Source organism: Nocardia wallacei, from assembly GCF_029869545.1.
Lineage (GTDB): Bacteria > Actinomycetota > Actinomycetes > Mycobacteriales > Mycobacteriaceae > Nocardia > Nocardia wallacei_A.
In genome coordinates this window covers 1-8,457 of the sequence record NZ_JARWQD010000043.1, presented here as the reverse complement: position 1 = coordinate 8,457, position 8,457 = coordinate 1, and the positions used below count along the sequence as shown (strand labels likewise).

General features: G+C 67.9%; 10 protein-coding genes. 3 read left to right on the top strand and 7 right to left on the bottom strand.

What is annotated here, in order from left to right:
- Nucleotides 1–364: 364 nt before the first annotated feature.
- From dnaB to rpsF, 5 genes are all read right to left on the bottom strand, one after another.
- On the bottom strand, nucleotides 365–1,744 hold the full coding sequence (gene dnaB / locus QH290_RS02275) for a replicative DNA helicase (protein WP_280269141.1): 1,380 nt from the start codon (nucleotides 1,742–1,744) through the stop codon (nucleotides 365–367).
- Nucleotides 1,745–2,412: 668 nt separating this feature from the next.
- The gene (gene rplI, locus QH290_RS02270) at nucleotides 2,413–2,868 is read right to left on the bottom strand and encodes a 50S ribosomal protein L9 (protein ID WP_280269142.1); all 456 of its coding nucleotides are present in this window, start codon (nucleotides 2,866–2,868) and stop codon (nucleotides 2,413–2,415) included.
- A 17-nt stretch (nucleotides 2,869–2,885) separates the two neighbouring features.
- The gene (gene rpsR / locus QH290_RS02265; RefSeq protein ID WP_280269143.1) at nucleotides 2,886–3,137 is read right to left on the bottom strand and encodes a 30S ribosomal protein S18; all 252 of its coding nucleotides are present in this window, start codon (nucleotides 3,135–3,137) and stop codon (nucleotides 2,886–2,888) included.
- Between the two features lie 52 nt (nucleotides 3,138–3,189).
- Nucleotides 3,190–3,732 (bottom strand): single-stranded DNA-binding protein, encoded by a 543-nt coding sequence (locus tag QH290_RS02260; protein ID WP_280269144.1) that lies wholly within the window; start codon nucleotides 3,730–3,732, stop codon nucleotides 3,190–3,192.
- Nucleotides 3,733–3,837: 105 nt separating this feature from the next.
- Nucleotides 3,838–4,128 carry a 30S ribosomal protein S6 gene (rpsF, locus tag QH290_RS02255; protein WP_068032986.1) on the bottom strand — a complete coding sequence of 97 codons (291 nt, stop codon included), beginning with the start codon at nucleotides 4,126–4,128 and terminating at the stop codon, nucleotides 3,838–3,840.
- A 317-nt stretch (nucleotides 4,129–4,445) separates the two neighbouring features.
- Here rpsF and QH290_RS02250 point away from each other — a divergent pair, with 317 nt between their 5' ends.
- On the top strand, nucleotides 4,446–5,822 hold the full coding sequence (locus tag QH290_RS02250) for a hypothetical protein (RefSeq protein ID WP_280269148.1): 1,377 nt from the start codon (nucleotides 4,446–4,448) through the stop codon (nucleotides 5,820–5,822).
- Between the two features lie 7 nt (nucleotides 5,823–5,829).
- Here QH290_RS02250 and QH290_RS02245 read toward each other — a convergent pair whose 3' ends face one another.
- Entirely contained in the window at nucleotides 5,830–6,372 is a 543-nt protein-coding gene (locus tag QH290_RS02245; RefSeq protein WP_280269145.1) for a CGNR zinc finger domain-containing protein, read from the bottom strand.
- A gap of 85 nt (nucleotides 6,373–6,457) precedes the next feature.
- On the opposite strand from QH290_RS02245, the gene QH290_RS02240 reads away from it, so the two are divergent.
- Nucleotides 6,458–7,393 (top strand): DMT family transporter, encoded by a 936-nt coding sequence (locus QH290_RS02240; protein WP_280381831.1) that lies wholly within the window; start codon nucleotides 6,458–6,460, stop codon nucleotides 7,391–7,393.
- 33 nt (nucleotides 7,394–7,426) lie between these two features.
- On the opposite strand, the gene QH290_RS02235 is transcribed toward QH290_RS02240, so the two are convergent.
- Entirely contained in the window at nucleotides 7,427–7,795 is a 369-nt protein-coding gene (locus QH290_RS02235) for a MerR family transcriptional regulator (protein WP_280269147.1), read from the bottom strand.
- A 49-nt stretch (nucleotides 7,796–7,844) separates the two neighbouring features.
- Between QH290_RS02235 and QH290_RS02230 the strand changes: the two genes are divergently transcribed.
- A partial coding sequence (locus tag QH290_RS02230; protein ID WP_483244238.1) for an oxidoreductase occupies nucleotides 7,845–8,457 on the top strand: 613 nt, incomplete at its 3' end.

Sequence of the window (8,457 nt, the reverse complement as noted above, 5' to 3'; positions counted from 1 at the left end):
AACGAGGTCGACACCGTGGTGCATCCGGCGGTGCTGTCGCGGCCGCCGTCGGGGGGCGGGCGCGCGGTCGCTATGAGCGCCTCGCGGTTGCGATCGAGCATGTTCTCGATCACCGCTCGCTCGGCGCCGACGGTAATTCGGTTGGTACTCATGGACTTTCGCTCCATTCTCGGGGCGCGCTCCAGCGACAGATCTCTAGACAGGGGACACCGGGCATATCGGTGACGAACCAGCGGAGAGGACACATGCGAATGTGCTCGTCGCGGAATGCGCACTGCGCGTTGGCGATGCGGGCAGAACTACACCGCAGCCGAAGACCGGTCAGGCACCGAACGACTCGACGCCGACCAAGGCCAGTATGTCACTAACCGCGCGCCATATCCACGAACCGGCTCAGGTGCAGCTGGTGCGCGACGGTGATCGTCGCGGTGGGGCCGTTTCGATGCTTGCCGAGAATCAGGTCGGCCTCGCCGCCGCGAGGGTCGTCCCGCTCGAACGCGTCCGGGCGGTGCAACAGGATGACCATATCGGCATCCTGCTCCAGCGAGCCGGATTCGCGCAGGTCGGACACCATGGGGCGCTTATCCGTCCGCTGTTCGGGACCACGGTTCAGCTGGCTGATGGCGACGACCGGAACCTCGAGCTCCTTCGCCAGCAGCTTGAGGCTACGGGAGAATTCCGAGACCTCCTGCTGGCGTGACTCGACCTTCTTGCCCGACGTCATCAGCTGGAGGTAGTCGACCACGACGAGCCGCAGATCGTGGCGCTGCTTGAGCCGCCGTGCCTTGGCCCGGATCTCCATCATCGTCATATTCGGCGAATCGTCGACGAACAGCGGCGCCTCGCTGATCTCACTCATCCTGCGCGCCAGCCGAGTCCAGTCGTCATCGCTCATCCGCCCCGACCGCATATCCCCGAGCTTGATCTTCGCCTCCGCCGACAGCAGCCGCATGACGATCTCGGTCCGGCTCATCTCCAACGAGAAGATGACACTGGACAACCCGTGCTTCACCGAAGCACTCCGCATGAAATCCATACCCAGCGTCGACTTCCCGACGCCGGGGCGGGCGGCGACGATGATCATTTGGCCCGGGTGCAGGCCGTTGGTGACCTCGTCGAGTTCGGTGAAGCCGGTGGGGACGCCGAGGGACATCCCGCCGCGGCTGGCGATGGAGTCGATCTCGTCCATCGTGGGTTGCAGCAGTTCCTCGAGGGGGAGGTAGTCCTCGCTGGAGCGGCGCTCGGTGACCTCGTAGATCTCTGCCTGGGCGCGGTCGACCACCTCGGCCACGTCCTGGCCGTCGGAGCCCGCGTAGCCGTACTGCACGATGCGGGTTCCGGCCTCCACCAGACGGCGCAGAATCGCCTTCTCCGCAACGATTTCGGCGTAGTAGGAGGCGTTGGCCGCGGTGGGGACGGTTTGGGTCAGGGTGACCAGATACGGGGCGCCGCCGATGCGCTTGAGTTCGCCCCGGCGGTCCAGGGAGGCGGCGACGGTGACCGGGTCGGCGGGCTCGCCGCGACCGTAGAGGTCGAGGATGGCGTCGTACACGGCCTGGTGGGCGGGGCGGTAGAAATCGCCCGGCCGGACCACCTCGACGACGTCGGCGATGGCGTCCTTGCTGAGCAGCATGCCGCCGAGCACCGACTGCTCGGCCGCCATATCGTGCGGGGGTTGACGGCCGAAATCCTCCCCCGGCGTCTCGGAGTACTCCGAGTGTCCGCGATCATCGACGACTGCCACCCGACTCGACCGTCCTCTCTCATCACGCCCGGGTTCCGAGAGTATCGATGACTTGTTCTACGCCCCGGTACCGACACGTTCGATCCCCGTCACAGCACCGTCGCCGGTTTGCCGCGGCTCGGAGGAGCCGACTCAGCAAACCGATGGTGCGTTCTGCAAGACTCGCGAAATCGTGGCGTTCGGGGCGTCGGGTCACGACACCGGGAAGAACCTAAGCGACCGAGCTGGGGACTACCAAACCGAGCTGTGCACGCCGCTGTGGATAAGGTGGGGACAGTTCACCTGCTGTTGTGCAGGCCCTGTGCATTACTTGGGGAAAGAGCCGCCGAGTGGACGACAATTCCCTGCTAGGCATGGATTTCCACAACAGAGCCGCTGTGGATTGGCGATGCGTCGGCGTGTCGTCCAAGATGAACGGCCGGGCGTGTTGGGTTAACAGTGCTCTGTCACGATATGGCGTGGATCACAATGCGGATGGTCGGTTTGCGGAGTTCTCCCCAAACCATCCCGAACTGGGAAGAAACGCCCCGAGATCATTTGCCGACAGTATCCGCCGCGACCCCCCGCGGCAACAGCTAATAACTAGTTAACTACAGGGTGAGATGGCTGCGCGCAGCCGAAGACCACCTCCGAACCGACAGGCACGGAGGTGGTCTACGAAGACAGCGTCACTCGGCGGCGACGACCTGCAGGTCGAACTTGGCCGCCACGTCCGGGTGCAGATGCACCACGACACCGTGCTTGCCGGTGCTCTTGATGTGCGCCTTCGGCAGCTCGATGCTGCGCTTGTCGACGACCGGGCCGCCGGCGGCCTTGATGGCCCCCGCGACGTCGGACGGGGTGACCGAGCCGAACAGCTTGCCGGTGCCGGCGGTCTTCACCGACAGCGAGACCGCCTCCAGGCCCTCGATGGCCTGCTTCAGCTCGTTGGCGTGGTCCAGGTCGCGCACGCGGCGGGCGTCCTGCGACCGGCGGATGCCCTCGACCTGCTTCTGCGCGCCCTTGGTGGCCGGGATGGCCAGGCCGCGCGGCAGCAGGAAGTTGCGGCCGTAGCCGTCCTTGACCTCCACGGTGTCGCCGGGCGCACCGAGATTGTCCACATCGGCAGTCAGAATCAGCTTCATCGTCGTGTGCCTCCCTCTCAGCGAGCCGTGGACACGTACGGCAGCAGCGCCACCTCGCGGCTGTTCTTGACCGCGACGGCGACATCGCGCTGATGCTGCACGCAGTTGCCGGTGACGCGGCGGGCACGGATCTTGCCGCGGTCGCTGACGTACTTCCGCAGCAGTGTCGTGTCCTTGTAGTCGATGGTGACCGCGCCGGACTTGCTTTCCTTGCAGAAGGCACACGCCTTCTTCTTCAGCACCTTTTCGCGCGCCGGTGCTTTGGCCATGGTCTTCTTCTCCGTTATGCCTGGGAGCCGTTGGGCCCCTTATGAAGCCGTCCTAGAACGGCGGTTCGTCGTCCATTGCGCCGCCTCCGAAGGAGCCGGCCGCGGGGGCGCTGCCCCAGGGGTCGTCACCGCTGGCGGAGTTCTGCTGTCCGCCGCGATTACCACCACCGGAGCCACCGAAGCCCCCACCACCACCGGAGCCGCCACCGAAGCCGCCGCCACCGCCGCCGCGCGAGGTCTTGTTGACCTTCGCGGTGGCGTAGCGCAGGGAGGGACCGATCTCGTCGACCTCGAGCTCGACGACCGTGCGCTTCTCACCCTCGCGGGTTTCGAAGGAGCGCTGCTTGAGTCGTCCGCTCACGATCACGCGAGCGCCTCGGGTCAGGCTCTCGGCGACATTCTCCGCAGCTTCGCGCCAGATGTTGCAGCGCAGGAACAGTGCCTCGCCGTCTTTCCATTCGTTCGTATTGCGGTCGAACGTGCGGGGTGTCGATGCGACGGTGAAATTTGCCACCGCGGCGCCCGCCGGCGTGAATCGAAGTTCCGGATCGGCCGTCAAATTTCCGATGACGGTGATGACCGTGTCGCCTGCCATGATTCCTCCTGCTCTCCGGTGCAGTCAGTACGCACTCGCCTGTTGCGCTAGAGCCTAGAGACAGGCACCGACGACTACGAGTGCGGTTCGCTCTGCGAGAGGGGATTACTTCTTGTCGTTGCGCAGCACCTTGGTGCGCAGCACCGACTCGTTCAGTCCCAGCTGGCGGTCGAGCTCGCTCACGGTGTCGGGCTCGGCGGTCAGATCGACGACCGCGTAGATGCCTTCGCTCTGCTTGGCGATCTCGTAGGCCAGGCGGCGGCGACCCCACAGATCGACCTTGTCGATCTTGCCACCCTGCTGGGAGACCACGCTGAGCATCTTGTCCAGGTTCGGACCGACGGTGCGCTCGTCCAGGTTCGGATCGAGAATGACCATCACTTCGTATTGACGCACGGGAACCCATCACCTCCTGTGGACTAAGGACGGCCCACGGACGGTCCGTGGGCAGGAGGGTCGTTGCGTCAGCAACCCGGTAAGGCTACAGGAGCTGGGGTTCCGCGGCGAAATCGGCCCCGATCCGGGGAGGGCGCGACGGCCGCGGGCCGCGGCACATATCGTGGTCCCATGTCGAACCGACTCGCCGCGGGCGCCGTGGTGGGTGCCGCGGGTCCGGAGGAGGCGGCGTGTCCGTTCGCGTAGGCCGCCGCCGGGAGACGGCGCGCTCGGCAGGTTCGGTCGCCGCTGTCTCCGCGACGCTGTCGTGCGCGGTGATGCTGGTGCTCGCCTATCTCAACAAGGCGCGCTGTGCCGGTGGGCCGTTCACCGCCGACGGGCGCAGCGAAATGTTCGACAGCATCAAGGATTCGCGGGTCTGCTACTCCGATATCCAGTACCTGTGGCTCGGGCGCAGCATCAACGAGCACGTCTTCCCGTACATCAGCGGTGGCATCACCCCGGACGGCAGCTTGATCGGCGGCGCCGTGGAGTACCCGGTGCTCAGCGGGGTGCTGATGTGGCTGGGCGCTGCGGGCGCGCAGGACGATGCCGTATTTCTGCTGCATTCGGCGCTGCTGCTGGCGCCGTTCGCGCTGCTGACGGCGTGGATGCTGGGCAAGCTGTCCGGTCCGGCGGCGCTGCTGTGGGCGGTGGGACCGCCGCTGCTGCTCTACGCCTTCCACAATTGGGAGCTGCCGGTGGTGTGGACGTCGGTGGCGGCGGTGTATGTGGTCACGTCGCTGACCCGATATTCGTTGCGGGCCAGGGGAATTCTGGCCGCGGTGCTGCTGGGGATCGGCTTCTGCCTGAAGTTGTATCCGGGGATCTTCGTGCTGCCGCTGCTGGTGTACGTGCTGACCGGCGGCGTCGAACACCGCGTGGGACGCGCTGGGCCGGACCGCGCGGGGAATGCCGGGTCGCCTCGAGACGGGGGCGCGGCGCCGCAGGACGGCGAGGTCGGGTCGCGCACCGATTACGACGTGCGCGGCGCGCTGGCGGTGGCGGCAGCGGCGGTCGTGACCGTGGTGGCGGTCAATCTGCCCTTCGCCCTCGCGGGGTACGAGGGGTGGCGCGCCTCGATCACCTTCCAGCAGTTGCGCCGGGCCGATATCACCACGAACTCCATCTGGTACTGGGGATTGCGGCCGATGTTCGGGGACGTGCCCGGCAGCGAGCAGTCGTTCCAGGATGTGGTGTCGGCGGCGTCGCCGATCCTGATCCTGCTGGCCTTCGCGGTGGCGATGTGGCTGGGGTGGAAGCGGTTTCAGGCGGGCGCGGCCTTCCCCTGGATCGGCGTGAGCGGCGCGATGCTGTGCGGATTCCTGGAATTCCACAAGGTGCATTCGCCGCAGTACACGCTGTGGCTGATTCCGTTCCTGGTGTTGTTGCAGGTGCCGTGGTCGGCGATCGCCGCGTACCTGGTGGCCGATGCGGCGATCGGGATCGGGGTCTTCCGCTACTTCTACGCCCTGGGTTCGGGGGAATCGGCCGACATGCAGGAGCACCTCGTGCAGTTCGGGGTGTGGGGGCGGGCGCTGCTGCTGGTGTTCTTCTTCTTCGCGTTCCTGCGGGCGGATCTGCGCGGCCGCGATCCGGAACCGGCACCGGTCCCCAATTACCCGCGCGGCGAACTGGTTCCGCTCCACCACTGACGCGGTACTACGGCGTGCTGTGTCGGGCCCGGAAGGCGGCGCTCTTGGCGCGGTTGCCGCAGCGCGCCATATCGCACCAGCGGCGGGTTCCGGCCCGGGAGGTGTCGACGTAGAGCCGGGTGCACCCGTCGCGACCGCACTGCTTGATCCGCCCGCGGTCGGCGCCGCCGAGCAATTCGACGGCCGAGCGGGCGACGGCCGCCAGGGCGCTGTCCGCCGTGCCGACGCGGCGCACCGTCGCATCCGGCGACAGCGCGATCCGGGGCGGCTCCCCGCGCGCGGTCTCGTTGAGCAGGCCCCGGTCGTCCGCGCCGAGCGAGCCGCCCGCGATGGTCGTCACGGCGAGGCGGTAGACCGCCTCGCGCAGGTCGATCGCGCGCCGCAATGCGGTGTCGTCGCAGTCGGGCGCGGCATCGAGCAGCTCGGCCGCGACCAGCCAGTCCGCTAGATCGGCCGGTGTGGCCAGCCGCTCCAGGTGATCGGCGGTCGCCCTGGCCTGGACCGTACCGGCGAAGTCCAGTGCCAGATTTCCGCTGACGAAGGTGAACACGTCCCCATGGTAACCGGCTTGACAGGTTATGAATGCGGCTGCCAACGTAGTAACCGCTCTGGATGGTTACTGCGGGAGGTCCCTGGTGAAGATTCGTCCGATGGATACGGCCGCGCCCGCGGCCTTCGTCCTGATGTGGAGCAGTGCGTTCATCGCCGGAATCGTCGGAGTCGGGGCCGCGCCGCCGTTCCTGGTGCTGTTCGCGAGGTTCGGGCTGGCCGCGGTGGCCCTCACGCTGTACGCCATGGCCGTCGGCGCCCGGTGGCCGCGCGGGGCGCAGCTGGCACACGCCGTCGTCGCGGGCCTGCTGATGCAGGTGGTGCAGTTCGCCGCGTTCTACACCGCGATGGCCGAACATGTGTCGGCCGCGGTGATCTCGCTGGTGCAGGGCCTGAATCCGGTGGTGATCGCGCTGTTCGCGGGGCGCGTGCTGGGCGAGACGGTCACGGTCCGGCAGTGGCTGGGATTCGGGATCGGCGGTATCGGCGTCGGACTGGCGGTCATGGATCAATCCGCGTTCTCGGTCGCGGGCGTGCTGCTGTGCCTGGTCGGACTGCTGGGCCTGAGCCTGGGCACGGTGTACCAGAAGCGATTCACGCCGACGATCGACTCCCGGAGTTCCACGGCGATACACGTCCTGGCTAGCGCGCCCGTGGCGGGCCTGATGGCGTTGGCGGGCAATGATTTCCACGTGGCCGACTGGGGCCGCTTCGGCGGTGCCCTGGTGTGGATGGTGCTGATCAATTCGATGGGCGCGTTCCTGCTGCTCAATGCCATGCTGCGGCGGTGGGACACCACCCGCGTGGGGAAGCTCTTCTTCGTCACGCCCGCCGTCACCGCGATCATGGCCTGGCTGCTGATCGATCAGCCGTTGCGCCCGTTGACCATTGCCGGTCTCGCCGTGGGCGTCGTCGGCATGGTGCTGGCCTCGCGCCGGACGCGAGCCTCGGCCCGCGCAGCCGCGGCGGGCGAAACCACCGATGGCGCCGACCGGCGTGCGGAACCGGTCGCGGCGCGCTGACCCGCGAGCACCCGATGCCTGGCTGTGGGTGAGTCAGCTCGCGGGCTCGCCCTCCGCGGCGCGGATGACGTCGTCGAGCACCTCGCGGGTGCGGTGCAGGTCCTTGATGCAGGCGTCGATGCGGGCTCGTTCGGCGGTCAGGGTTTCGGTGAGCCACGGGGTAGCCTTGGCGCTCGGGGTGCCGTCGGCATCGTTGATGCACGGCAGCAACCCGGCGAGGATGCGGCTGGGCAGCCCGGCGGCGAACATCTCCTGGATGCGGATCACCCGCTCCACCGCGGCCTCGGGGTACTCGCGCTGCCCACCCGGCGTGCGGGTGGACGCCAGCAGGCCCTGATCCTCGTAGTAGCGCAGCGACCGGACGCTCACTCCGGTGCGTTTGGCCAGTTCACCGATTCGCACGGGCTTGCTCCTTGCACCTCACATTGATGTCAGGTTTTACCTTACGCCCATGAAGTTGCTGACCGAATATCGCGCCCGCCACCTCTCGGTCCCCAACCGGGTGGTGATGTCACCGATGACCCGCCTGCGCTCGCACGCCGACGGTTCGCCCACCGCCGACGTCGCGGAGTACTACGCGCAACGATCGGCCGCGGGCCTGATTGTCACCGAGGGGATTTGGCCGCACTCCAGCGGGCAGAGCGAGGCATGGGTGCCGGGCCTGCAGACCCCCGAGCACGTGGCGGCGTGGCGGCGGGTGACCGAATCGGTGCACGCCGCGAACGGCCGGATCTTCGCCCAGCTCATGCACGGCGGGCGCAAGGGGCATCCGCTGGCCCGCATCGACGGCTCGCTGCCCGCCGGGCCGTCCGCGGTATCCGACGGGGACGTGCTGCATCTGATCGATGGCGGAAAGGCCGAATCGCTCACCCCGCGCGAGATGACCCGGGCCGATATCGCGGCCGCCGTCGAGCAGTACGCGGCGGCCGCGCGCAATGCCGTGGGGGGGGGGGGGGGGGGGGTGGGGATAGCCCCCCCCCACCGCGAGGGAGTGGCTGAGTTGGGGCGCGCGCACCCCCATAAGGGCGCCGGCGGGGACGGCGGCGGCCCCCCCGACCCGCGGG